Genomic DNA, 23920 nt, shown 5'->3' with positions numbered 1-23920 from the left:
TTATACTATACTTTTATAAACGGAGGGAATTATGAAAAAAAGATTGGTTTTAATAGACGGCTCTTCTTTAATCTTCAGAGCTTTTTATGCGATTAGACATTTAACAACAACAGACGGTATTTTTACAAATGGAGTTTATGGCTTCTTAAATATGTATTATGGCTTAATGGAGAATTATAATCCGGATTATATAGGGGTTGCTTTTGACAAATCCGGGCCTACGTTTAGACATAAAGATTACGAACAGTATAAAGGACATCGCCAGGAAACGCCATCGGAATTAAGCAGCCAGTTTGGTATATTGAAAGATGTGCTAGATTCTCTAAATATAAAACATATCGCCCTTGATGATTATGAAGCAGATGATATCATTGGAACTCTTGCGAAAGAAGGGGCCAAAGAAGGCATGGAAGTTTTCTTGGTAACAGGAGACCGCGATTATCTTCAGCTTATAGATGATAATATAAAAGTTTTATTAACGAAAAAAGGAATTTCCCAATTAGAAGAATATGATGAAAAAAGAATTCTTGAAGATTATGGGATTACACCAATACAGCTCATAGAAGTGAAAGGGCTGATGGGGGATGCCTCGGATAATATACCTGGAGTTCCTGGAGTAGGAGAAAAGACAGCTCTAAAATATATTAGAAATTATGGTTCTATAGACGGTCTTTACGAAAACATTGATGAAATTACAGGAAAAGCAACAAAACAAAAAATTGTGGATAATAAAGATTTAGCTTATTTAAGCAGAAGTTTAGGAACAATCTTTACAAAAGTACCCTTAGAATATACTGTGAATGATTTTTTATTGCAGGAACCCAATTATGAGGAGCTTGAAGAAAAATACGAAAAACTAGAATTTTCATCATTCCTAGCGAAACTTCCAACTCAGGAAGTAAAGCGGGAAGAAAGTTTTTCTTATGTATTTTTAGAAGGGGAAGAATTTCCTCATTGGGATAAAGAAAATATGGTCTTTCATATATTCTATGATGGAGAAAATTATATCTACGGGGATCCGAAATACATCGCTTTTAAAAAGGAAGAAGAAGCTGTGGTGAACATTCTGCCTTTCGACAAAAAAGAGCAGTTTGTAGAAGAATATCGAAATGTGCTGGAAAGCGAAGAGATCTTAAAAATAAGCTATGATATAAAATCTGATTTATACTATCTTTTTGAAGATGTAAATTTCAAGAACTATGAAGATTTAACGATAGCCGAATATTTGATTGATCCATCAAGAAGCAAATATGAGATCGATAAGTCGGCAAAAATATATTTAAACCGCAATCTACATTCATTAGAAGATTTAGTGGGAAAAGGCAAGAAAACTTTAAGCTTATCTGATGTAGATAAAGAAAAGCTGGGTTCATATATATCGATGTACTTATCCTTAACAGAGGATCTACGAGAAAAACTACTATCCTATATCGATGAAAGAGATATGAAAGAACTTTACTACGATATAGAACTTCCTTTAGTAAAGGTTTTGGCCTCTATGGAGCGGGAAGGGATCTATGTCAATAAAGATTATCTTATTGAGTTAGGAGAAGAATTTCAAAAAGAGCTGGATGAATTAGAAAAAGAGATATATTCCTATGCTGGATATGAATTTAATATCAATTCGACAAAACAGCTGGGTGAAGTTCTTTTTGAAAAATTGAATCTTCCTGTGATAAAGAAAACAAAAACCGGTTATTCGACAAATGCGGAAGTACTACACAAACTAAAAGGAAGCCATGAAATTATAGAAGCTATTCTCCGCTATCGAACCTTGAAGAAGCTGACTACAACGTATATAGACGGGTTTATTACGCTGATCAGCGAGGAGGGTAAAATTCACTCTTTATTCAATCAGAATATTACCGCTACCGGAAGAATCAGTTCCCAAGACCCGAACCTTCAAAATATACCGATCAAGACAGAGGAAGGCCGAAAAATCAGAAAAGCTTTTATCCCCCCTGAAAATTACAGTTTTGTGGGAGGAGATTATTCTCAGGTTGAACTAAGGGTGCTTGCTCATCTTTCTGGGGATGAAGTTATGATTGAAGCTTTTAAAGAAGATGCGGATATTCATACGAAAACCGCATCCGAAGTTTTCCATGTAGATTTCGAGGATGTTACTCCCCTTCAAAGATCCAACGCAAAAGCTGTTAATTTCGGTATTGTTTACGGTATAAGCGATTATGGTTTGTCTCAAGATTTGGATATATCACGAAAAGAAGCAAAAGAATATATCGACAATTATTTAGATACCTATAAAGAAATCAAAACCTATATGGCAGATATTGTAGAAATAGGTAAAAAACAAGGATATGTAGAAACCATCATGCATAGAAGAAGATATATCCCAGAGCTGGAATCAAAAAATCGAAACATCCGCGGCTTTGGCGAACGGGTTGCACTCAATACTCCGATTCAGGGGTCGGCAGCGGATATTATAAAAATAGCGATGGTAGAAATCTATCAAGAACTTCAAGAAAAACAGCTTAGAGGGAAACTCATTCTTCAAGTCCACGATGAATTGATAATACAAGTTGAAGACGGAGATATTGATGAAGTAAAAGAGCTTCTATCGAATGTAATGAGTCATGCAGTAGAATTAGATCTCCCATTAAAAGTGGATATAAATAGCGGTAAAACCTGGTATGATGCAAAATAAAAGAATCGGACTGACAGGCGGAATTGCAACTGGTAAATCTACTGTGAGCAGATATTTAAGGGAGAAAGGTCTGGCTGTAATAGATGCAGATAAAATTACACATAATTTATATGATCATTCCAGCGGGTTTCATAAGAGTATCATTCAAGAATTTGGCGAGGAAATTCTTAGAAATGGAGAAATCGACCGCAAGAAACTAGGGGCTATAGTATTTAGGGATCAAGAGCGAATGAACGTTTTGGAAAACATTGCCCATCCTCTTATATTCGCTGAGATTATGAAAGAGATAGAAAGGCTGCAGAATGAAAAATTGATTTTCATCGATATTCCATTGCTGTTCGAGGTAGATGAAAATTATCGAAAAAGCTTAAAGCTGAACAAAATATGGCTGGTGTTTGCCCCTTTAGAATTGCAGATGGAAAGACTCTCGGAAAGAGATGGTATTTCGAAAGAAGAGGCGCGGATAAAGATGCAAACACAGATGGATATGCGAAAAAAAATTGAATTATCTGATGTGATTTTATATAATAATAAGAATGTAGACTTTCTATATAAACAAGTTGATAATCAATTAAGAGAAGAGGGGATACAATGAAGTTCTTAAAAAATCTAATATTAGGATTGTTAGCTATTCTGATTATTATATTTATTATTAGTTTTGGAATAGTTTCCTATGGAACGATTACAAGACCTGTAGAATACACAGAATATATTAATAAATACAGCGAAGAATATGATGTAGACCCTATGCTGGTGTACTCGGTAATCAAAGTAGAGAGCAATTACAACCCAGATGCCCATTCGCCTATGAATGCCCATGGATTAATGCAGATACTTCCTGAAACAGGAAGCTGGATAGCAGAGCGGCTGAAGATTGATTACAGTGAAGAGATGCTGAAAGACCCTGAAACAAGTATTCAAATGGGAACTTATTATCTTTCCTATTTAGTACATCATTTTAAAGACCGGGATTTGGCTATAGCTGCTTATAATGGCGGGTTAGGAAATGTTGAAAAATGGCTTGCAGATGAAAATTTGTCCAAAGACGGCGAATCTTTAGATGAAATTCCATTTGTAGAAACTAGAAATTATGTTGTTCGAGTCAATGACAATTATAGGATATACGATTTATTTTATGGAGATGAAAAAAATCTTGAAGATAAAGAGCATTTAAAACCCTCAACCCTTTTCAAAAATTACTTATCTGTTCTTAAAAGAATTAAAAATGATTTTTAGTTTATGTAACGGTTGAGTATTGAATTTTCTTTGCGGTAGTATATAATTAAATAGATAACGTGGCATAGTTTACACGTTATCTAATGTTTTGCAGAGGTGGTGGAATGGTAGACACGCTGTCTTGAGGGGGCAGTGGACGAAAGTCCGTGAGGGTTCAAATCCCTTTCTCTGCACCAGTATACATAAAAACAAAATAACGATTAGAGAAAAAGAGAGGTGGTTGTTGATGAGTTTAGAGAACCTTAGCTTTAAAGGCGGTTATCATATGCACGATTTCAAAGAGATCGCTAATAACTGTCCCATTGAAGAAGGTCCAGTACCCGCTATAGTTGAAATAGCACTGCATCAGCATATTGGAGCACCATGTCTTCCTTTGGTAGAAAAAGGCGATGTGGTAAAAGTTGGACAGAAAATAGGAGAAGCGAAAGCGACTATATCTGCACCAGTACATGCTTCTGTAAGCGGAACCGTATTGGAGATTAAGGAAATTACAACAGTAGCAGGTTTTAAAACAAAGGCTGTTGTAATAGAAAATGATGGCCGAAATGAATTAGGCTATGAAGAGAAAAATGACGACTATACGCTTTTGTCAGCAGAAGAGATCATTTCCAGAGTAAGAGAAGCAGGTGTTGTAGGGCTTGGCGGGGCTGGTTTCCCGACAAGTGTTAAACTTCAAACACATCCGGGAGAGAAAATCGAAGAGATTATTATCAATGGAGCAGAATGCGAACCCTTTTTAACAAGCGATCAAGTCTCTATGGAGACATATCCTGAAAAAGTTGTCACAGGCTGTCTGATTGCAATGCAAGCTATGGAAGCAGCGAAAGGCTATATTGGTATTGAGGATAATAAGCCCAATGCTATCGATGCAGTAAAAAATGCATGTGCGAATGTTCCTAATGTAGAAGTTGCTGTTTTAAAAACAAAATATCCTCAAGGAGACCAAAAGAGAATCGTTCAAGCGATAACAAATAAGGTTATTCCATGTGGAGCCCATGGTACAGCAATTGGAGTGCAGGTATTTAATGCAAGTACAGCAATAGCTATTACAGATGCAGTAGTATATGGAAAACCTCTATATGAGAAGGTAGTAACAATGACAGGTTCAGCTATTACTCTTCCTAAAAATATCAGAGTAAAATTAGGAACACCTTTAATAGAAATGCTTGAATTCTGCAATGGTTTTAAAGAAGAACCTGGTAAGATCATTGTCGGCGGACCGATGATGGGAGAATCTCAATTTAGCGTTGTCAGTCCAAGTGTGAAGACGATGGGCGGGGTTATTGTATTAAATAAAGAGCAGGCGCAAGAAAAGCCGGTTAGTCCTTGTATTAAATGCGGCAAATGCGTACATATATGCCCTGTTGGTCTAGAGCCTTTGTTTCTGCAGTCTTATTCCTTGAATGGTTTATTGGAAGAAGCAGAGAAAAACCATATTATGGAATGTATCGAATGCGGAACTTGTTCTTATGTTTGTCCTGCAAATCGTCCTTTAGTGGAATCGATTAAAAACGGCAAAAGATTAATAAGAGCAACTCAGAAAGCTAGATAGGGAGGGCGACAATGGAAAATAAAATTTCGAATATTGATCAGCAAAAACTAAATGAAATGTTAACGGTGTCTGCCGCTCCTCATGTTAAAACAGATAAAACAACTCAAAAAATTATGCTGGATGTTATCATTGCATTAATGCCGGCACTAGTAGCCGCAGTATATTTTTTCGGATTAAGAGCATTATGGCTGGTAATTATATCTGTAATAGCAGCTGTACTAGCAGAACTGGCATTTCAAAAAGTTGTAAAAAAACCTGTTACCATCAGCGATTTATCGGCTGTTGTCACAGGGATTCTTGTGGCATATAATGTACCTGTTTCCTTATCGTTTCCAATGGTAATTATAGGAAGTGTATTTGCTATTATTGTAGTAAAACAATTATTTGGAGGAATTGGCTATAACTTTATGAACCCTGCCCTTGCGGCACGAGCTTTTATTATGGCTTCATGGCCTCAAGCAATGGGAAGTTTTCCAGCACCTTTTTCGGCAGATATGGTTGCCTCCGCTACACCTTTGCAAGGCGGAACGATGCCGACACTTACCAATGCATTTTTAGGAAATTTAGGCGGATCTATCGGCGAAGTTTCAGCTTTGGCTATACTTATTGGAGCAGCTTATCTTGTATTTAAAGGCGTGATTAACTTAAGAATTCCTTTAGCGTATTTGTTAACAGCAGCAGTGTTGTTTGTAGTTACTGGCACTGCAATAGATCAAGTAACAATACAGCTTCTTATAGGAGGAATTATGCTTGGAGCTTTCTTTATGGCGACAGACTATTCTTCTACACCGGTTTCTCCTCTTGGTGAAATTGTTTTTGGGGTCGGATGCGGAATCTTAACCGTTTTAATACGTGTATTTGGTCCAATGCCGGAAGGAGTTTCTTATTCTATACTGTTAATGAACGTAGCTACACCATTTATAGAAAAACTTACAAAACCTAAAGTGTTTGGCGTGGAGGTGCAAAAAAATGAAAGAAACCATTAATCTAGCCTTAAGACTGTTTATTATTACAGCGGTAGCCGGTTTATTGCTTGCTTTTGTAAACAGTACAACAGCACCGGTCATCGCAAAGCAGGAGCAGGAAAAACTTCAAGCTGCCTTAGGAAAAACATATCCGGGAGCAGAAGAATTTAATCCGGTAGAAAAAGATAAGCTTACTGAAATACAAGGAGAAAATCCAAATATTCAGCAAGTATACCAAGCTGTAATAGGCGGCAATACAGAAGGCTATGTTTTTGATGTACTTGGCCGCGGCGGTTATGGCGGAGATATTCAATTTGTAGTTGGAGTTAATGGAGAATCAAAAGAAATTGTAGGGTATGATATCCTGAAATCAGCAGAAACACCTGGACTTGGGTCACAAGTTGGAGAAGAGCCTTTCGTAGGAACCGTTATAGGAAATACGATGGAAGAGCCTTTAGTTGCAGCTCAGGATCCTTCAGCTGATAATGATATCCAGGCAATTTCTGGAACGACTATTTCAGTTAATGCAATACTAGACGGTTTAAACTCCGCAGTAAACGCATTACCGAAAGTTAGCGAATAAAGGAGGGTTTTATGGAAAATAATATCGATAGGATAGAACAAACCATCCCTACTGAAGATGCAAAAGATTTACCGAAAAAGAAAAAAGCCCGCGGCGGTTACGGGAAAATATTTGTAGATGGAGTTGTGAACAACAATCCTGTTATCGTCCAAATGGTAGGACTGTGTTCAATACTGGGAGTTAGTACATCTCTTGCGAACGGTATAGGAATGGGAATTGCTGTTATCGTGGTACTTACTTTATCGAATATAGTAATCTCCTTGTTAAGAAATTTCATTCCGGATAAAGTTCGTATTCCATCTTATATTGTTGTTATAGCGACATTCGTAACACTAGTGCAGATGCTGCTTCAAGCTTATATACCAGCCCTTTACAGCTCGTTAGGTCTATTTATTCCGCTGATCGTAGTAAACTGTATTATCCTTGCCAGAGCAGAAGGGTTTGCTTCTAAAAATGGAGTTGTTAAATCTTTTGTAGACGGACTAGCAAATGGAATAGGCTACACAGTCGTAATTTGCGTATTATCTTTTATAAGAGAATTACTAGGCGCAGGAGAAATATTAGGAAATCCTATTTTGCCAGACGGAATTGCCATAGGGCTTGTAGGTCAGGCGCCGGGAGCATTTATTATACTAGGAATGCTGTACGCATTGTTTAATTTTGCGAAGGCGCGTTCCGAAAGAAAAGGAGGAAGAGCATAATGTTGACTAGTTTATTTCAGATCTTAGTACTGTATACATTTGTAAACAACTATGTCCTTGCTCAATTCTTAGGGATATGTCCTTTGATCGGGGTTTCGACTAAAGTTGAAACAGCTGTCGGGATGGGCGCTGCTGTTACCTTTGTAATTACAATTGCCTCTGTTGTTACATACTTTATTCAGCTCTATCTATTAAACACATTGGGCTTGCAATATCTTCAGACAATTGTATTTATACTGGTTATCGCAACCTTAGTTCAGTTTGTGGAAATGGTTCTTAAAAAGATGAGCCCGAATCTCTATAGCGCGCTGGGAGTCTTTCTTCCTTTGATTACTACAAACTGCGTGGTACTGGGTGTGGCGATTGCCAATATTTCAGAAGGTTATAATCTTATTGAAACAGTAGCATCTGCAATCGGATCTTCTATTGGTTTCGTAATTGCTATAGTACTGCTTGCGTCTATTAGAGAAAAACTTGAATTAGCCGATGTTCCCCAATCTTTTAAAGGAGTTCCCATCGCCCTTGTAGCAATAGGACTTATGGCTATGGCTTTCTTCGGATTTGCCGGATTGGTGTAAGGAGGAAATATGAATCCAATATTATTAGCAGTTATATTATTAGGGGTACTTGGAATTGTCTTTGCGGTGATATTATCATTTGCATCAAGAGTGTTTCATGTAAAAGTTGACCGCAGAATCAGTGAAGTCAGAGAAGCCCTTCCAGGAGCAAACTGCGGAGCCTGCGGATTCCCGGGTTGCGACGGTTTAGCAGCCGCGATAATTAACGACGGTGCACCGATTACAGCTTGTCCCGTTGGCGGACCGCCTCTTCATGCAAAACTTGCCCAAATGCTTGGAGCAGATGCAGGAGATTCTGTTCGCGAAGTGGCTGTGGTGAGATGCCAAGGGAAAGAAGCTTATTCAAAAGATAAATTTAAATATACAGGGATTCGCGATTGCAGAGCGAATCATGCACTGCAAGGCGGAAGCAAAGTTTGTTCCTACGGTTGTTTAGGATGCGGGTCTTGTGTTGATGTATGCGCATTCGATGCGATACATGTTATAGACGGAGTTGCAATTGTAGACGAAGATAAATGTACAGCTTGTAAAAAATGTATTTCTGAATGTCCAAGGGAGTTAATTGTATTGAAGCCCTATGATCAAGAAGTTATTGTAAAATGCATGAATAAGGATAAAGGTAAATTTGTGAGACAAGCTTGTTCTGTAGGCTGTATCGCCTGCGGAATTTGTGTAAAACAATGTCCAGATGGATTCAAACTGGAGAATAATTTATCTGTATTCACCCCGTCAGATGACCTGGACCCCGTTCAGGTACAAGCTGCCATTGATAAATGTCCTACAAAATGTATACACCCAGGACTTGTCAATAAAGAAAACACAACTGAAGAAAAAGCCAGCTAAAAGAAGGAAGGAAACTTCCTTTTTTTAGTGCAAAGACTACAGTACTTTCTTGAAAGGGTCCTCTTTAAGTGTTAAACTTATAAAAGGACTAAAAAGGGGGAAGCGATGACAAAAGGCGATAAAATAACAGCAGTAATTATTATCCTTATTTCATTAACCCTTTTTATTGGAATAAATGCAACACAAATAAACAGCGGCAAAAATTATGCCAGTATACAAATAGATGGCAAAGAAGTGGAAAAGATTACACTAGGTCAAAGCAGCAAGAAACAGTATACATATGAGACAGAATATGGTTTGAATATTATTGAAGTGGATAATGAAAAAGTCCATATGCACGAAGCAGACTGCGACGATCAGATCTGCGTAAGACAAGGATATATTGAAAATTCCGGCGAGATGATCGTATGTCTGCCGAATCGTTTTGTTGTTGAAATCAAGAATGATAAAGGAAATGAATTTGATGCGATTAATTATTAAGGTAATAGTATGAGAAAGTGGTTGTTTTTATCTTTATTAACATCGGCAGCCCTTGTGCTGACCCTTATAGAAACATCTTTGCCGATCCCTATCGCCATTCCCGGGGCACGACTTGGATTGTCGAATGTAATAATCTTGTCTGCTGTTGTAGTTTTTGGATTTAAAGAAGGACTTGTCATAGGAACTCTAAAATCGATGTTGATGATTTTACTGACAGGATCGGTGATGTCCTTTTTTTATAGCTTTTTTGGTGCGATAGCGAGCACAATTGCGATGTTTTTAGCCTATAAATATATAAGATCTTTATCCTTAATCGGTGTCAGTTTCATTGGAGCATTTTTTCATAATCTGGCTCAAGTTTTAGTAGCCTCTTTTATTTTAAATAATTTGCGAATCTTTATCTATCTGCCCCTGCTTTTATTATTAAGTGTTGTTACAGGTTATTTTGTCGGTCTCGCATCTAAATACACCACGAAACAGCTAAAGCGGGTTTGGAATGAAAGCAATAGGAGTTATCGAAATGGACGAAAATTCAAATAGACAATTTAAAAATCTTCCATCCCATTTAAAACCAAGGGAACGGTTGGTGCAGTTGGGATTGGAAGCCTTAAGAGAAGATGAGCTTATGGCAATCTTAATCGGAAGCGGCACAAGAGGCGAGAATGTTATTAAGGTTGCGGGCAATGTCCTGGAAAGAATTAAGCAGGAGCCTAATTTTAACGATATAACGGTAGAAGAACTTGAAAATATAAAAGGAATCGGAAGAGCAAAGGCTGCAACGATACTGGCGGGGGTTGAACTTGGGCGAAGACTTTTTATGGAAGAGAAAAGACGCAGTATTCAAATAAAAAATCCTTCTAGTATAGCAGATTATTATTATCGAAAACTCTGTCATAAAATGAAAGAGCATTTCTGTATTCTACTTCTCGACACGAAAAATAGAATTCTTTCAGAGGAAATGGTATCAGAAGGAAGCCTTAACGCTTCGATCGTTCACCCGAGAGAAGTGTTTAAACCGGCTATAAGAAAAAGCGCAAATTCCATCGTACTTATTCATAATCACCCCAGCGGTGATGTACAACCCAGCCGGGAGGATATTGAAATTACGAAGAGGCTTGTAAAAGCGGGAGAAATTATAGGGATAAGCGTATTAGATCATATTATCGTGGGGGATAAGAACTATCTTAGCATGAAAGAACAGAGTTATTTTTAAGGAGAAAAGATGTCGATTTTATTGAAAATATTTCCCGCCGATTTAGGGGTAGATCTAGGAACATCTAGAACGATTATTTCTAAAAAAGACGGTACCATACTTATAGATGAACCCTCAGTTGTCGCTATAGATATGAGCAATTATGAAGTGCGGGCTGTAGGAAACGAAGCGAAGGAAATGCTGGGAAAAACTCCAGATAATATCCTTGCAGTAAGACCTTTAGAGCATGGTGTTATAGCAGATTTCGAGACTGCCCAGGCAATGCTGACTTATTTTTTGAGAAAAGCAGTCAAAGGGTATTCTTTATTTCAGCCTCGTTTAGCGATCACGATACCTATGGGATTGACAGATGTGGAGAGAAGATCGGTTGAAGATGTAGGTCTACATGCCGGGGCCAGGGATGTTCGGCTTGTGGAAGAGAATATTGCCTCGGCAGTCGGTCTTGATATCGATGTTGAAAGACCGGACGGGCATTTGCTGATCAATGTAGGCGCCGGTACAATAGAAGCTTCCGTTGTATCCTTGGGAGGAGTGGTTGCTTCTCATTGGGAGATGATGGGAGGGGAAGATATTGATTCAAATATTCAGTATCTTCTTAAAAAGAATTTTAATTTATTAATTGGAATTCAAACTGCAGAAGAGATCAAAATAAAACTAGGTTCTATAGAAGAGTACGATCAAAAAAATACAATGGAAGTAACGGGAAGGGATCTTGTTACAGGAATGCCAAAAACGATTCAAATTACTGCATCAGATATTATCGAAGGAATCAATCCGATCATACTTGAAACAGTAAAGAGTACAAGGGATGTTCTAGAAAAAATACCGCCAGATATCTCCGCAGATATTGTAAAAGAAGGGATTTATTTTTTAGGCGGAGTCTCTCAGATAAATGGTTTTGCCGAGTATATCACCAGTGAAATTAATATTGATTTATTAAAAGTGGATCATCCTGAGAGTTGTACGGGTGCTGGGATTGGCAGAAGCATACCCTTCGTGTATAAGAAAAAGAAACCGGTGATTAAATAAATGAATAAGTTTAATTATAATCATGGACTTCGAAAATGGATTATATTTTCCACTACAGTGCTTCTTCTGCTGGTACTGATTTTTGTAACGAATCAAAACCGATATGTTATGAATATCGGCGGCAATGCTATCGGGACGATAACAAGTCCTGTGACAAGGGCGGTCTATGTTACAACATCAAAAGTAGGCGAAGTCTTTCAATCTGTTTTTGGAACAAGACAATTAAGGGAAGAACATGCTCAGCTTGTAGCAGAAAACAGACAGCTGCAGGAAAGAGTGAATATTATGGAAAATGTTATTTCTAGAGAAGACTTTTTAAAAGATGAATATAAGCTCATGCAGGAGCGAAAAAGAAAATATACAGCTGCAAATATTTCAGCAAAAGAACCGGGGAATTTATTTGTGCATTTTACCTTGGATAAAGGAAGCAAAGATAGCGTCAATGTAGGAGATACTGTAGTACAAGGTACGTTGAACGAAGAGAATGCTGTGGCAGAAGGACTGGTAGGAACGGTAATCGAAGTTGGATTAAACTGGTCTAAAGTAGCATCCATACTCGATGAGAATAATAATGTTTCTTTTATCGTAAATAGAAATCAAGAAACAGGAGTCATACAAGGGATGCGCGATGGCAAACTGTATGGATTTATGTACAATAAAGAAGGAGATATCAGGACTGGCGACAGTATCTATTCTTCAGGTCTTGGAGGAATCTATCCTAGAGATATCTATATAGGCAAGGTAGCAGAAGTTCTCGAAGATGAAAATAATCTATTAAAAAATGTCAAAATTGAAAGTCCAATAGATTTCAATAAATTGTATAGAGTGTTAATAATCGACAATGGAGTGAATCGAAATGAAGAATAAAGCAGTGATCATAATAATATTAGTAGCTAATATTATTATACAATCAACCCTAATTTCAAGACTGCCTGTTTTTGGAGTTCGGGGAAATCTCTCCATAGCAGTCATCGTAGCATTGTCGATTGGTTTTGGTTCTTATACAGGGGGTTATTCTGGACTTTTTATCGGTTTGATCGAAGATATTCTTTTTTCTCCTGTTATCGGCACAAGGGCTTTGATCTATTTTATTATAGGCTTTCTGATAGGGAATACAGAAGCAGGAATCAATAAAGAAGATGTACGAAGCGGGATTATCTTTACGATGGCGGCTACAGCTTTCTATTATTTTGTTCATTTCCTATTAATGAGAGCGATCGGCGAAGCCTTTAATATGACCCAGTATTTGATGGGGCCATTGTTTATAGAAATATTGATTAATTTAATGTTGTATATTATTTGTTTTAAATTATTCAATAGGATTTTTGATTATCCTCGTTTTCGGTTATAAGGACGGAGTGTAGATGAAAACAAAGAAAAAAGACAAGATTTTAAAGCGGTTGGAAATACTCAATCAGATGGATCGGTTTCGTATCATTGCAGTTGTTTTAATCCTAATGCTTATCGCCTTGGCTTTACGATTAGGATATCTGACGTTAATACGAGGATCTTATTATAACGATGTGGCACAAAATAACAGAATCAAAGAGATTAACATCCCTGCAGCAAGAGGGGTGATTTACGATAGAAAAGGAAATGTTTTATCCGGAACAAGAACGGTATTTACAGCAGCTATTGCAACGAACACAATGCAGAATATTACAGCATCGGAGAAAAACGCAGATTTTAGGCAACTAGCTCGTATGTTTGATAAAGAAGGGGCAAATTATTACGAAGAATATATTCTTTCATTGAATATGTTTCATTATCGAAATCCTGAAACATATTTCGAAGAAGATATGAGTCCTACAGAAAAAATTATCGACATCTTTTTAAAAAATGATTTGATGGATGAACTAATGGCTCAAAGTTTCAAGGAAGAAACAAGTCACGGAGTCTATGAATACAATGTATTAAATCAAATTATCGCCTCTCTTAGAGTGAAAGGAGTAAAACTTCCGATTGCAGCAGATCAGGGAGAACTTCGTTTGCAGGAAGGAGAAGCAGCAGAAAGTTTTTTAAGAGATCATAATGTAGTCGGCGAGACAAGTCCAACAAAGATCATTTATGAATTAGTAAAGCAGGATGAGGGAATATTGCGGAAAATACTAAGCCATCCTGTTGGAAGAGCGTTGGTCTATGATCAGCTTAAAAGCAGAAATCTTCAGGATAATGTACTAATCACGCCTGTAGGAATCGAAGAAAAAGAAAATTTTTATACAAATAAAGCAAGGCTTCATCGTTCTTTCCCACAAATAACTCTAGAATCCGATGCGAAATCAGATTTTGCCGCAATTGTAGATGAAAGTACTTTGGACAAGCTGCTTTTAAATGTATCTTTCGATCGGGAAAACAGAATTATTGTTCCGGCTCAAAAGGCGATCGATCTGCTGAAAGAAAAGGGAATTAATCCGGGTCTTAAAATTAATATAAATGAAGAAGATGAAAATAATCCCAAGGTAGAGCTTGATTTTGAAGAAGGAGAGAAAAAAGAAACATCATCTGCGATAGAATATCTCCTTTTGCTATTAAGAGAAAATGGTTTGGTAAAGGATCTGGCAACCCATGATTCAATTAAAAACATTGCTCAGGAAATTAATACACAAAACAATATTAACCCTAGAATTTCAATTGTAGAATGGGAATATATGAGTCAGAAAGCAATCCGAGAGAACTTTGAACGATTCAAAGTACAGGAAGGTGCTGGTGCGGAAGATTTATATCAAGCGATGTTAAACTATTACGAGATAGAAAATGAATATAAATATGATGCCTTTAATACCTTAATGGTTTATTATAGAATTTCCAATCATACCTCAGGAGGATATGAACCGTTACATATCGCTTACGACTTAAGCGAGTCTTTAGTAGCGCAGATTAAAGAACATTTTTCTGAAGAGGAAGGGATCTCGGTAAAAGCAAAACCTGTTAGATATTATCCCAACGGCAATCTTGCAGCCCATGCTTTAGGGTATATGGGTAAAATATCTACAGCAGCGGAAATAGAAAAATATGTAAATAAAAGCAGTTACGATCCAACAACATTAATCGGAAAAACAGGGATAGAAGAAAGCCAAGAAGGGATTCTACGCGGAAAGGACGGAGTAAGACGCGTCTATGTTGACAACAAAGGAAATACAACAGAAGTCTTAGGAGAATCTGAACCTACTCCTGGAAACAATATTTATCTGACAATAGACATGGAGCTGCAGAAAACTGCGGAAGAATCTCTTCAAAAAACGTTAAATGCTCTCCAAACTGGAAATCCTTATGAATCGATATGGGGAAGCAAATATATGTCGAAAGACTCGGAAGGGCGCAACTATAAAGACGCAACATCTGCCAGTGCTGTAGTTCTCGATGTAAAAAGCGGAGAAGTACTCGCCATGGCCAATGCGCCGAACTATGATCCGAATTTGTTTTCCACCGGGATTTCGCAAAGCGACTGGCAGTCCCTTATGCCGGAAAATGAAGAAGACACCCTAGCTCCAAGACCTTTATACAATACGGCGATTCAGTCTGCAATTCAGCCCGGCTCGATATTTAAATTGGCCAGTTCTTTAACAGCTTTAGAAAATGGAATGGATCCGGACAAGAAGATAAAATGCGACGGCTATGTAACAGTGGGCAATCGGGATTTCGGATGCTGGATTTGGAATAGAGTAAGAGGAAAACACGGCTATGAAGGGGTAAGAGAAGCATTAAGAGACTCCTGCAACTATTATTACTATTCTCTTGCTTTAGGAGAAAATCAGGGTAACGGCGAAAAGCTGGACACTCAGCTTAATATAGAAGAACTAAATCAAGTGTCCTCAAAATTAGGACTGGGTTCACCAACAGGCGTGGAAATACAAATACCGAGAGAAAGCAGCGGAATACTGCCGGATCCTGTAATCAAAGAGCAAAACACCAAAGTGCTCTTCAAAAGATATTTAGAAAAGGATCTTACTAAATATTTAAAAGAAGACAGTGCTATGACAAAAGAAGATGTAGAAAAGCATATTGATACGATTGTAAGCTGGATGGATGAAGATGCACCATTATCCCGTACAGAAGTTATTACAAGACTGGATGAGCTTGGATTTAAACCGGAAGAGCCTTTAGAGGGAAAACGCCAAGGACTTGCGGATATTATCAAATTTGATTATCTCAATCAGGTAGGCTGGACTATGGCGGATATGATGAATGTTGTAATCGGTCAAGGACAGCAGGCATATACTCCGATTCAGATGGCGTCTTATGTCAGCATCTTTGCAAATGACGGATACAAATATAAGACTACATTGATTAACGAAATAAAAGATTCTGGAAATGGAAATCTTCTTTTCGAAAATCAGCCTCAAGGCGAAAGAGTTCCTTTAGATAATTATGATAATCTAAAGGTTATACGGGAAGGGATGAGAATGGCAGCTAAAGATGGTGTAGACCGTCTGGTTTTCGAAGATCTTCCTGTAGATATTGGGATCAAAACAGGAACAGCCCAGCGGGAAGGGAAGAATCCTTCCACTGGAGAAGATTATGATGAATATGCGTGGATGGTAGCCTTCGCACCTTATGATGATCCTCAAATTGCAGTCGCTACTATGATCACTCAAGGAGGGACCAGCTCAAATGCAGGTCCTATGACTCGTGATATTATCGCCCAGGCATTGCAGCTCTATCCGAAAAACAATATAGACCAAGAAGCTCAGCCGGTATCTCAAGAACCGCAAGAATAGGAGAAAAAAAATGTTAATCGGAATAACAGGAGAAGAAAACGGAAGAATTATTTTTGCGAAAGCATTGGCTCAGTCACTAAACAGACCCCTTTGTCTGGTGGATTTTAATCATAAAAACCGTCATTTAGAAATCGCATTTGAAGTTGAAAATGAAGTTGTGTACGATGTTCTAGATTATTTAAAGGGAGATTGCAGTTTATATCAATCAACTTTAGAAATTGATGAGGGGATCGACTTGATCCCTTCTTCTTTTTTAGCAGATAAATATGAAGTTTCAAAAGAGGATATCCAAGCCTTTAAAGAAGAATTAGAAGAAGAATACGAAACTATAATTTTCATAGAAGAATCTGGAATCAGAATCAAAGATTCTTTAGATCAATGGATTCTTATAGATTCAGAAGAAGAAACTTCAGTTTACAGCGGTGAACTGTTTGAAATCGGGAAAAAAGACAGGGGGAAAGGTCTCTATTTAGGAGAGATGAAAGGCAAAGATAAAATCTTTAAGAACATTAAGAAGCTTTCTTTAGAGAAAGAAGAAGAGTTAGCGCTTTTAGTTGAAAGATTTAAAAATAAAGAAAAAGCAAAGCAGTCATTTTTTAAACGGCTATTTGGGAGATAAGATTGAACTTTATATTTATCAGTAAAGAAAAGGAAAGCTATCTGCTGGGTCTCGTAAAGAAAGGCAGATGGATACGAAAAGAGACGGCTAGTCTGGAATCCAAAGAAGACAATCTCTATATAGCACGGGTTGTACAGGAATTGAAAGGTCAAAGGGCCTATATTATTGAATACGAAAAACATGAAAAGGGGTTCCTGCCTTATAATCAAACCTATTCTTCTATAAAGCCGGGGGATGAAATTCTCGTGCAGTATATAAAAAAGGGAAAAGACAATAAATTCCCCCGATTCACGCAGAAATATATGATACTGGGAGATAATATTCACCTGACTCCTTGGACGAAAGAAATAAGAGTAAGCCGTAAAGCAAAACATAAAAAAATCTTTGATTTCGAAGAGAAAGAGTATGGCATGATACTTCGAAGGGAAGGAATAACGAAGTCCTTAGAAGAAATAGAACGAGAGTATAATGATCTTTCCAATATCGAGAAACGAATCGAAAAAGAGAAACATTTTCTGCCGATACCGAGATTGATTCTTAAACAGAATAAACAGATAGTCCAGTTTATCAATCAATATTCAACGCAGATCGACTATATAAAAACAAATGACAAAATATTTAAAAACATTATAGAAGAAAAATCTGGCAAAGATCTTATTATTGACGAGCACTACGATCCGTATTATGACAGTGCATTGCAAAGAGATTTGTATAATATCGAAAACAAAAGAATTAAAATAGACGATAAAAGCGAAATTGTTTTTGAAAAAACAGAAGCTCTCGTAGCAGTCGATGTAAATTACCGCTCGAGTACAGAAAAGTTGGGAGATAAAATTCTCGAGACAAATATCAAAGCGGTTTATGAAATGGCAATCCAAATGGAGCTTAGATCTCTTACAGGTATTGCAGTAGTTGATTGTATTAATATGAATCAAGAGATGAAAAAACAATTTATAAGAAAGACCAACGAAATTATAAAAGAATTTCCTAAGCTCAGCTTCCATGGAATTACATCTTTAAATCTCGCGCAGTTTATTCGCACAGGAGTAAAACTAATTGACAGCTAGAATAAATTAAGATATAATATGTAATTGTGTAACCGCTCAGGAATGGTTTTTAAAGCATAGTCACCTACCCCTGGCGAGTCTTAAAAATAAAGGAGGTGCACGTTAAATGTACGCAGTAATCGAAACAGGTGGAAAACAATATAATGTTGAAGTAGGCCAAACAATTTTTGTAGAAAAATTAGAAGGCGAAGTAGGCGATTCCGTTGAATTTGACAGAGTTTTATTAATCAAAGGTGATGACGATCTTAAGGTTGGAGATCCAATCGTTAAAGATGCTAAAGTAAAAGCTACAGTAGAAGCTCAAGGAAAAGGCAAAAAAGTTATTATCTTCAAATTCAAAGCAAAGAAAAATTACCGTAAGAAAAAAGGTCATAGACAACCTTTCACTAAAGTAAAAATTGAAGCGATCGAAGGCTAAGAATGATTCGTGTAGAATTCACACTTTTTGATGGATCTATAGTAGATTTCAGTATAAAGGGGCATGCAGATTTGGCAGAGGATGGGAAAGATATTCTTTGCGCTGCGGTGTCGATCTACAGTATTAATACGATAAATTCTTTAACGGAAATCGTAGGTGTAGAGGACGCTTTAGATATTAAAGCGGATAAAGGAGATCTTTATCTTAAAATCCGCTATGAATTGATGACGGATCCTCAGAAAGAACAAGCTGAATTATTATTGCGAAGTATGGAGTTAGCGTTTAAGAGCTTAGAAAACGAATATAATAAATACTTAAAGATTTGTTATAAGGAGGTGTAATGATGTTAAAATTAGACTTACAATTATTTGCCAGTAAAAAAGGGGTAGGTAGTTCTCGTAACGGCCGTGATTCTGAATCAAAAAGATTAGGTACGAAAAAAGGCGATGGACAGTTTGTATTAGCTGGAAATATCCTAGTTCGTCAAAGAGGTACTAAAATCCATCCTGGAAAAAATGTTGGAAAAGGTGGAGACGATACTCTTTTTGCTAAAGTAGACGGAAATGTAAAATTTGAAAGAGTTGGCAAGAGAAAAAGCCAAGTTTCAGTTTATCCAAGCGAAGATCTTGCATAATATCAATGGCGACACCTAGTGTCGCCATTTTTTTATACTTTCTTTATGGAAGAAGTAGAATATGTTATCATGGAATTATCAAAGAAAAGGAAGTAAAAATATGTTTATAGATATTGCGAAAATAGAATTAAAAGCTGGAAAAGGCGGAGATGGAGCTGTTGCTTTTCGCAGAGAAAAATTCGAACCCTCAGGCGGTCCTGCAGGCGGAGATGGCGGAGACGGCGGAAGTATTATATTTGTTGCCGATTACGGCATACGAACATTAACAGATTTCCGCTATTTGAGACATTATAAAGCTGAAAACGGGCAAGACGGCAGAAAGAAAAAACAGTATGGAAAAAAAGGGGAAGACCTTCGCGTTAAAGTACCTGTAGGCACATTGATCAAAGATTTTGAAACAGGCGGCGTGATACACGATATGAAGGAACCTGGAGAAGAATTTGTAATCTGCAAGGGCGGAAAAGGCGGCAATGGAAATGCAAAGTATGCATCCTCTATCCGTCAGGCGCCTCGTTTTGCACAGCCAGGGACAAAAGGGGAAGAGCGAGTTGTTTCACTGGAGCTGAAGCTTTTAGCAGATGCAGGTCTTGTTGGCCTTCCAAATGTGGGAAAATCTTCCATTCTGTCAATATTAAGCGATGCGAAACCTAAGATTGCAAATTATCATTTCACGACACTGGAACCGAACTTAGGTGTGGTGAAAGTAGGTCCGGAAGAATCCTTTGTTTTAGCAGATATTCCAGGGCTTATCGAGGGAGCAAGCGAAGGAGTGGGCCTGGGACATGACTTTTTAAAGCATGTTGAAAGAACTCGTGTTTTAGTCCATGTAGTAGATGTCTCCGGCAGCGAAGGAAGAGATCCGATAGAAGACTATAAGTTGATTCATGAAGAACTGGAAAAATACAATGAAAAGTTAAAAGACAAAAAAGTGATACTTGTTGCAAACAAGATGGATCTTCCGAATTCTATGGATAATTTGGAATTGCTAAAAAAAGAAATCTCAGAGGTGGAAGATGTCATTGCCGTATCTGCGGCGACCACAGAAGGAATGCAGGAGTTAAAGTATCGTATCTGGGAATTATTGTCGACATTAGAAACGGACTATTCTACTTATGATGAAGAATATGTAGAGTATATAGAAGAAGAGGTGCCAGATTTTACGATACGAAGAGAGAACGAAGATTATGTAGTAGAAGGACCTCTTATAGAAAATATGTATTATAGAACGAATTTTCAAGATAATGAACAAGTCCGCTATTTTGAAAGAGTACTAAGAGATAAAGGAGTCTATGATGCTTTAAAAGAGGCTGGTATCGAAGAAGGCGACATTGTTCACATAGACGACATGGAATTTGAATATTTTGAATAAACAGGAGAAATTATGCTAACAGGAAAACAAAGATCCTATCTAAAATCTTTAGCTCACAACCTAGACCCGATTCTTATAATAGGAAAAGGGGGAGTGACGGATAATACGATAAAACAATTAAACGATGCTCTAGAGAAACACGAGCTGATAAAAATCAAGATTCTCAACAATAATATGGAAGATCCGAAACATGTGCAGGAAAGGATATTAGAAGTGTTAAAAGCAGAGTTTGTACAGTTTATCGGTTCAAAATTTACAATATACAGAGCATCTAAAGATGGACATATCAAATTGCCGTAATATCGGTATAATGGGAGGAAGTTTTGATCCTATTCATATCGGACATTTAGCTATGGCTCAAGAAGCCTGCGAATATTTTGGATTGGACAAAATACTCTTTATCCCTACAGGAAAATCTCCTCATAAAGATCGCAAGATGACGTCGCCTGAAAAACGGTTGGAGTGGGTAAAAACAGTTGTAAAAGACAACCCTTTATTTGAATATTCGGATTATGAAAGCAGAAAAAAAACGCCGAGTTATACATTGGAGACCATAGAATATCTTCAGAATATTTATCCGGAAGTGAAGTTTTATTATATTCTGGGGGAGGATTCTCTCTTGGAAATTGAAACCTGGTACCGTTATGAAGAACTCCTTTCCAAATGTGTATTTCTTGCAGCGAGAAGATCGCCTTCTTGGGAAGATGCTTTAAATAAAAAGATACAAGAACTGATATCTAGAGGTTTCGATGTAAGAGAAATTCCTTTTAGATTTCTGGAGATATCTTCTACCGAGATTCGAGGGAAGTTTAAAGCAGGACAAAACCCTCGATATTATTTACTGCAAAGCATTTATAAAGATATTCTTGAGGAGAAAATATATAATGAAGAATGAAGAAATTTTGGAGTATTTAAAGAAGAATATCAAAGAAAAAAGATATCATCATATTCTAAGAGTAGCCGATACTGCTGAAAAACTAGCAATAGTACATGATATTCCTGTAGATAAAGTTTATACAGCAGCCCTTCTCCATGATTGTGCAAAAGGAAACGAAGAATCGCTTCTAAAAGATTATAAGAACATCATAGTCAATGAATGGGTATCTTTAGAAGAAGAACTAAAAGAGAAGTCTTTGATCCACGGTCCTCTGGCAGGTATTATCGCGAGAGATGTTTTCGGTATTGAAGAGAAAGATATTCTTAACGCCGTAATCTATCATACTACGGGAAGGGAAAATATGACGAAGCTGGAGAAGATTGTTTTTTTAGCGGATAAACTGGAACCGAAAAGAGATTATCCAGGTGTTGATACAATCCGGGAAGCAGCGCAAATCGATTTAGAGAAAGCCATGCTTTTAACTATTGACAATACGATGACGTATTTGATTGAGAATCAAGAACTGATTGCGGTAATAACAGTAAAAACTAGAAATAATATATTAAGAAGGTGAAAGTTTGAAAGAAAAATTACAGAAAATTATTGAAGCTTGCGAAGAAAAAATTGCAAAAGATGTCGTAGCTGTGGAATTGGATAGTCAAAGAGCCTTAGCCGATTATTTTGTTATAGCTACAGGAAACACTCCGAACCAAACCCAATCTATTATAGACGAAGTAGAAGATGTCTGTGCAAAAGAAGGTTATGAAATTATAGGAAAAGAAGGATATCAAGACGGACACTGGATATTGTTGGACCTAAATGATATAATAGTACATGTATTTACGCCAGAAGAAAGAGATTATTACGACCTGGAAAGACTCTGGTCTAATAAATAAAATTTAATAAGGAGTGATATTATGTCATTAGAATTTTTACACAGCGATAAGGCACCTGCAGCAGTAGGCCCTTATTCTCAAGGAACAAAAGGCGGAAGCGTAGTATTCGTTTCTGGTCAATTACCAATCAAAGACGGTGAATTGCAAGAAGACGTAAAAAAAGCAACACAAGCGAGTTTAGAAAACGTGCTAGCAGTAGTAGAAGCAGCTGGCGGAAAGTTAGAAGATATCGCAAGAGTTGGAGTATTTGTTGATGATATCAATGATTTTGGAGCAATCAACGACGTTTATACTGAATTCTTTGGGGATCATAAACCAGCAAGAGCTTTAGTAGAAGTAGCGGCATTGCCAAAAGGCGCAGTCGTTGAAATTGAAGCAACTGCAATTGTAGGTTAATAGATTTTAAGAAGATAGATTTTTCTATCTTCTTTTTTTGTTCGTATAAGATAGACTATCAAGAAACGATTTCAAAAATTATTACTATGACTTAATTAAATATTTATCTAATAAATTTAATTATTTGAATTCTTATGTTGATAAAATAGAAAAACTTTGGTAGTATTTAAGTATAGGAGTACTTATGCTATGAAGAGAATTAAAATTATTGAAAATCCTTCTTCCGGGCTTCAGCAGAGCGGAAAAAACCTTTCCTTAATATGCGAAAAGCTGTTAAATGCAGGCTTTGAACTGGGAAAATTTCGTACTCGGCAAAAGGAAGACGGTTATTATGAAGCCATCCACAGCCATAAATCAAACTGGGATATGATTATTGTAAGCGGCGGAGATGGAACGGTTAACGAAGTTATAAATGGTCTTTCATCTGTAGACTCTAGGATCCCAGTAGCGATCCACTCTAGAGGTACAGTAAACGATTTCGCAAGCTTTATGAACATCCCCACAGAAGTAGATGATTTCGTCCATATGATAGAAAATCCTGTTATAAAAACGATTGATTTAGGGAAAAGCGATGATAAGCACTTTGTAAACGTAGCAGCTTGCGGCAACTTTGCAAATGTAGGCCATCAAACAGATAAACATTTAAAAGCGGTATTTGGACGTTTTGCATATTTAGTAGAAGGTTTCAAAGAAATCCCGAGTACATTATCCGAACCGATGAAACTGACTTTGGAAATGGATGGACAAGTATTGAAAGAAGAAGCCTATCTTATTATTCTTTCCAATACCACAACAGTAGGCGGGTTTGAAAAAATTGCTCCCAATGCTTCTTTATATGATGGAAAGCTTGATCTGATTCTATTTAGAAAGACAGCAAATTTGCAAGATCTGGCACAAATGTTTATTAAAACATTAGCAGGAGAGCATATCAGCAAAGAGTCTGTCTTATATCTGCAGACATCAGAAGTAAAAGTATATTCAGAGGGAAAAACACCGGTAGATATAGACGGCGAATTTAATGGTTATCTGCCAAAAATATTTTCCGCTAAAAAAGGCGGTATTAATATAATCACAAGTCCATAAA

28 protein-coding genes, 1 tRNA gene and 1 other annotated feature are annotated in these 23920 nt (G+C 37.1%); all 29 genes read left to right on the top strand.

Annotated features, from left to right (window positions below):
* Window positions 1-31 precede the first annotated feature (31 nt).
* Window positions 32-2662, top strand: a complete 2631-nt coding sequence (polA, locus tag ACTQ46_RS05375; protein WP_441747894.1) for a DNA polymerase I — start codon at window positions 32-34, stop codon at window positions 2660-2662.
* Window positions 2649-3257, top strand: a complete 609-nt coding sequence (gene coaE, locus ACTQ46_RS05370; protein WP_441747893.1) for a dephospho-CoA kinase — start codon at window positions 2649-2651, stop codon at window positions 3255-3257. Before polA ends, coaE begins: the two co-directional genes overlap by 14 nt.
* On the top strand, window positions 3254-3898 hold the full coding sequence (locus tag ACTQ46_RS05365) for a lytic transglycosylase domain-containing protein (RefSeq protein WP_441747892.1): 645 nt from the start codon (window positions 3254-3256) through the stop codon (window positions 3896-3898). Before coaE ends, ACTQ46_RS05365 begins: the two co-directional genes overlap by 4 nt.
* Window positions 3899-3988: 90 nt before the next feature.
* A tRNA-Leu gene (locus tag ACTQ46_RS05360) sits at window positions 3989-4074 on the top strand.
* Window positions 4075-4124: 50 nt separating this feature from the next.
* On the top strand, window positions 4125-5450 hold the full coding sequence (gene rsxC / locus ACTQ46_RS05355; RefSeq protein WP_441747891.1) for an electron transport complex subunit RsxC: 1326 nt from the start codon (window positions 4125-4127) through the stop codon (window positions 5448-5450).
* 11 nt (window positions 5451-5461) lie between these two features.
* The gene (locus tag ACTQ46_RS05350; protein ID WP_441747890.1) at window positions 5462-6436 is read left to right on the top strand and encodes an RnfABCDGE type electron transport complex subunit D; all 975 of its coding nucleotides are present in this window, start codon (window positions 5462-5464) and stop codon (window positions 6434-6436) included.
* Window positions 6420-6998 (top strand): FMN-binding protein, encoded by a 579-nt coding sequence (locus tag ACTQ46_RS05345; protein WP_441747889.1) that lies wholly within the window; start codon window positions 6420-6422, stop codon window positions 6996-6998. Before ACTQ46_RS05350 ends, ACTQ46_RS05345 begins: the two co-directional genes overlap by 17 nt.
* 11 nt (window positions 6999-7009) lie before the next feature.
* The gene (gene rsxE, locus ACTQ46_RS05340) at window positions 7010-7699 is read left to right on the top strand and encodes an electron transport complex subunit RsxE (protein WP_441747888.1); all 690 of its coding nucleotides are present in this window, start codon (window positions 7010-7012) and stop codon (window positions 7697-7699) included.
* The gene (locus tag ACTQ46_RS05335; RefSeq protein WP_441747887.1) at window positions 7699-8277 is read left to right on the top strand and encodes an electron transport complex protein RnfA; all 579 of its coding nucleotides are present in this window, start codon (window positions 7699-7701) and stop codon (window positions 8275-8277) included. Before rsxE ends, ACTQ46_RS05335 begins: the two co-directional genes overlap by 1 nt.
* Window positions 8278-8286: 9 nt before the next feature.
* Entirely contained in the window at window positions 8287-9120 is an 834-nt protein-coding gene (locus ACTQ46_RS05330; protein WP_441747886.1) for an RnfABCDGE type electron transport complex subunit B, read from the top strand.
* A gap of 105 nt (window positions 9121-9225) precedes the next feature.
* Window positions 9226-9600: a NusG domain II-containing protein gene (locus tag ACTQ46_RS05325; protein ID WP_441747885.1), complete on the top strand. Its 375-nt coding sequence runs from the start codon at window positions 9226-9228 to the stop codon at window positions 9598-9600.
* A 9-nt stretch (window positions 9601-9609) separates the two neighbouring features.
* Window positions 9610-10140 (top strand): Gx transporter family protein, encoded by a 531-nt coding sequence (locus tag ACTQ46_RS05320; protein WP_441747884.1) that lies wholly within the window; start codon window positions 9610-9612, stop codon window positions 10138-10140.
* Entirely contained in the window at window positions 10097-10813 is a 717-nt protein-coding gene (radC, locus tag ACTQ46_RS05315; RefSeq protein WP_441747883.1) for a RadC family protein, read from the top strand. The genes ACTQ46_RS05320 and radC overlap by 44 nt, the downstream gene beginning before the upstream one ends.
* Window positions 10814-10822: 9 nt before the next feature.
* Window positions 10823-11842, top strand: a complete 1020-nt coding sequence (locus tag ACTQ46_RS05310; RefSeq protein WP_441747882.1) for a rod shape-determining protein — start codon at window positions 10823-10825, stop codon at window positions 11840-11842.
* The gene (gene mreC, locus ACTQ46_RS05305) at window positions 11843-12709 is read left to right on the top strand and encodes a rod shape-determining protein MreC (RefSeq protein WP_441747881.1); all 867 of its coding nucleotides are present in this window, start codon (window positions 11843-11845) and stop codon (window positions 12707-12709) included.
* Window positions 12699-13193: a rod shape-determining protein MreD gene (mreD, locus tag ACTQ46_RS05300; protein ID WP_441747880.1), complete on the top strand. Its 495-nt coding sequence runs from the start codon at window positions 12699-12701 to the stop codon at window positions 13191-13193. Before mreC ends, mreD begins: the two co-directional genes overlap by 11 nt.
* Window positions 13194-13206: 13 nt before the next feature.
* A complete protein-coding gene (locus tag ACTQ46_RS05295; protein ID WP_441747879.1) occupies window positions 13207-16560 on the top strand; it encodes a penicillin-binding transpeptidase domain-containing protein in 3354 nt (1117 codons plus the stop codon).
* A gap of 10 nt (window positions 16561-16570) precedes the next feature.
* Window positions 16571-17179, top strand: a complete 609-nt coding sequence (locus tag ACTQ46_RS05290) for a hypothetical protein (protein WP_441747878.1) — start codon at window positions 16571-16573, stop codon at window positions 17177-17179.
* A gap of 2 nt (window positions 17180-17181) precedes the next feature.
* The gene (locus tag ACTQ46_RS05285; protein ID WP_441747877.1) at window positions 17182-18246 is read left to right on the top strand and encodes a ribonuclease E/G; all 1065 of its coding nucleotides are present in this window, start codon (window positions 17182-17184) and stop codon (window positions 18244-18246) included.
* A gap of 20 nt (window positions 18247-18266) precedes the next feature.
* Window positions 18267-18337: a sequence feature (ribosomal protein L21 leader region), on the top strand.
* Window positions 18338-18352: 15 nt separating this feature from the next.
* On the top strand, window positions 18353-18664 hold the full coding sequence (rplU, locus tag ACTQ46_RS05280) for a 50S ribosomal protein L21 (protein WP_441747876.1): 312 nt from the start codon (window positions 18353-18355) through the stop codon (window positions 18662-18664).
* 2 nt (window positions 18665-18666) lie between these two features.
* On the top strand, window positions 18667-19005 hold the full coding sequence (locus tag ACTQ46_RS05275; protein ID WP_441747875.1) for a ribosomal-processing cysteine protease Prp: 339 nt from the start codon (window positions 18667-18669) through the stop codon (window positions 19003-19005).
* Window positions 19005-19298 carry a 50S ribosomal protein L27 gene (rpmA, locus tag ACTQ46_RS05270; RefSeq protein ID WP_441747874.1) on the top strand — a complete coding sequence of 98 codons (294 nt, stop codon included), beginning with the start codon at window positions 19005-19007 and terminating at the stop codon, window positions 19296-19298. The genes ACTQ46_RS05275 and rpmA overlap by 1 nt, the downstream gene beginning before the upstream one ends.
* A 100-nt stretch (window positions 19299-19398) precedes the next feature.
* A complete protein-coding gene (gene obgE / locus ACTQ46_RS05265; protein WP_441747873.1) occupies window positions 19399-20667 on the top strand; it encodes a GTPase ObgE in 1269 nt (422 codons plus the stop codon).
* Window positions 20668-20679: 12 nt separating this feature from the next.
* Window positions 20680-20967 carry a ribosome assembly RNA-binding protein YhbY gene (gene yhbY / locus ACTQ46_RS05260; RefSeq protein WP_441747872.1) on the top strand — a complete coding sequence of 96 codons (288 nt, stop codon included), beginning with the start codon at window positions 20680-20682 and terminating at the stop codon, window positions 20965-20967.
* Window positions 20945-21562 (top strand): nicotinate-nucleotide adenylyltransferase, encoded by a 618-nt coding sequence (gene nadD, locus ACTQ46_RS05255; protein ID WP_441747871.1) that lies wholly within the window; start codon window positions 20945-20947, stop codon window positions 21560-21562. Before yhbY ends, nadD begins: the two co-directional genes overlap by 23 nt.
* On the top strand, window positions 21552-22118 hold the full coding sequence (gene yqeK, locus ACTQ46_RS05250; RefSeq protein ID WP_441747870.1) for a bis(5'-nucleosyl)-tetraphosphatase (symmetrical) YqeK: 567 nt from the start codon (window positions 21552-21554) through the stop codon (window positions 22116-22118). Before nadD ends, yqeK begins: the two co-directional genes overlap by 11 nt.
* 4 nt (window positions 22119-22122) lie before the next feature.
* Window positions 22123-22440, top strand: a complete 318-nt coding sequence (rsfS, locus tag ACTQ46_RS05245) for a ribosome silencing factor (protein WP_441747869.1) — start codon at window positions 22123-22125, stop codon at window positions 22438-22440.
* Window positions 22441-22461: 21 nt separating this feature from the next.
* Window positions 22462-22836: a RidA family protein gene (locus tag ACTQ46_RS05240; protein ID WP_441747868.1), complete on the top strand. Its 375-nt coding sequence runs from the start codon at window positions 22462-22464 to the stop codon at window positions 22834-22836.
* Window positions 22837-23025: 189 nt separating this feature from the next.
* Entirely contained in the window at window positions 23026-23919 is an 894-nt protein-coding gene (locus ACTQ46_RS05235; RefSeq protein ID WP_441747867.1) for a diacylglycerol/lipid kinase family protein, read from the top strand.
* The last annotated feature ends 1 nt before the right edge of the window (window position 23920 follow it).

Origin of the sequence: Gallicola sp. Sow4_E12 (assembly GCF_052116305.1) — a bacterium.
GTDB lineage: Bacteria > Bacillota > Clostridia > Tissierellales > Peptoniphilaceae > JBQKLI01.
The sequence above is the reverse complement of the archived record's forward strand: the minus strand, read 5'-3'. Positions and strand labels throughout refer to the sequence as shown.